The organism is bacterium (assembly GCA_024228115.1).
In the GTDB taxonomy this organism is placed as follows: Bacteria; Myxococcota_A; UBA9160; order UBA9160; family UBA6930.
Genome location: JAAETT010000561.1, coordinates 1 through 1,603 on the forward strand (window position 1 = coordinate 1; position 1,603 = coordinate 1,603).

A 1,603-nucleotide genomic window follows, 5' to 3' on the forward strand; every position below is an offset into this window, starting at 1 on the left:
CCGGTCGAGCCGGGAGGGCGTTCGCCCTGGGTCAAGGACCTTTCGACCCGGAAGATCTGAATCGGAATCCGGAACGGCGGGCTGCGTCGCCCCCCGGCCAAATGATCAGATTTCTACGCTTCTGAGTGAGCGTCTACAAACGGGGTTCGGAAACTCCGGACGGTTACGATGCGCTCGCCTCAGAAGTGGTGGACGCCGCTTCCCAGCTGGCACGTCACCCCGGACCGCTCGACGACGCCATCCGCCACATCCGCGGGTTGATCGTCGCAGCCGGCGAATCCCTCGTTCGTTTCGGCGAAGCCAAGCGCAAGCGCGGCCTCGTCGACTACACTGATATGATCGCCGAGCCGTGGCAGCTTCTCGCGGAACGCAGCGATGTCGTAGAGGCGCTCTGCAATCGTATCGATTGCCTGGTGATTGATGAATTTCAAGATACCAACCCGCTTCAATTCGCATTGCTCTGGCGTCTCCATCACGCCGGCATCCCGGCACTCGTCGTGGGCGACGTCAAACAGGCGATCATGGGCTTCCAGGGCTCTGATCCGCGGCTGTTCGAACAGCTGCCCAACCAGTTCCCGCGAGACACCGATCCGCTCGCCACCAACTGGCGCTCACAGGAGAAGCTCCTGACGTTCCTCAACCGCATCGGCAAAGGGCTGTTCAGCGAGGAATATGTCGTCCTCGAGAGCCGTGCTGGTTTCGAGAGCGAGCTCTCGGCACTCGAAGTCATCGAGGCGGGCGGAAAATTGGTAGGAAAGGCCCAATCGGCCCTTCTCATCGAAGGTGTCGCCCGCATCCGGGCGCTCCTGGACGATGACGAAGCTCGCGTCTGGGACCAAGATCTAAAGAGCCATCGACGTTTGCGCGGCAGCGATGTCGCGGTGCTGGCTCCAACGCACGCATTGCTCGACAAGTTCGCAGGTGCCCTCCGTAGGGCTGGAATTCGCGCCCGTCGTCAAGAAGGTGACTGGATCGATTCCCCGATCGTACAGCTCGCCCTGCGAGCACTGGCATACGTCGCGGACCCCGCCGATCGCTACGCCGCCCTGGCCGTTGCAGTTACGGAGTTCGGGCAGTCCGATCTCGAACCCGCTCTAGCCGCGCAGCTGGACGGCGACAGCATCGACGATCCCGCCCTTGCCTGCCTCGATGGAGTCATCGCCGGCGCCCCCGACCGAAGCGTGCCGGCACTGCTCGCCGAGTTGTGTGAGGCGCTCGGCTTGTGGGATCGGATTTCCCGCTGGCCAGATGCGGCTGCCGCGCGGGCCGACCTGCTGAAGCTCCACGCGGACGCCGCCCACTTTCACGAAGCCCCACCCGAAGCGCTGGCCAGCGCCGGAATCCATGGAGCCGGGCCCAAGAGCTTCCTGGCGTGGCTCCCGCTTCATGCACGGGATGACCGAAACAAACGGCCTGAGCCTCGCGTCCGCGACGACGCAGCCGTCGTCCTCGCCACCTGGCAGTAAGCGGCCAGCCTCGGACGTGGTTGCAGCCCGTATCGCGGGGTCTCAGCCTGTCAGGGGCCCGAGGGGAGCGTCGGCGAAGTTCTCTTTCCAGAGGCGCGGCGTGAGTTCGGCGACCCTGGTTTGAGGGTGGACACTGA

1 protein-coding gene is annotated in these 1,603 nt (G+C 64.3%); it reads left to right on the forward strand.

Going from position 1 to position 1,603, the window contains the following annotated elements:
- Positions 1-125 precede the first annotated feature (125 nt).
- Entirely contained in the window at positions 126-1,466 is a 1,341-nt protein-coding gene (locus GY937_23235; protein ID MCP5059630.1) for a UvrD-helicase domain-containing protein, read from the forward strand.
- Positions 1,467-1,603: the final 137 nt, after the last annotated feature.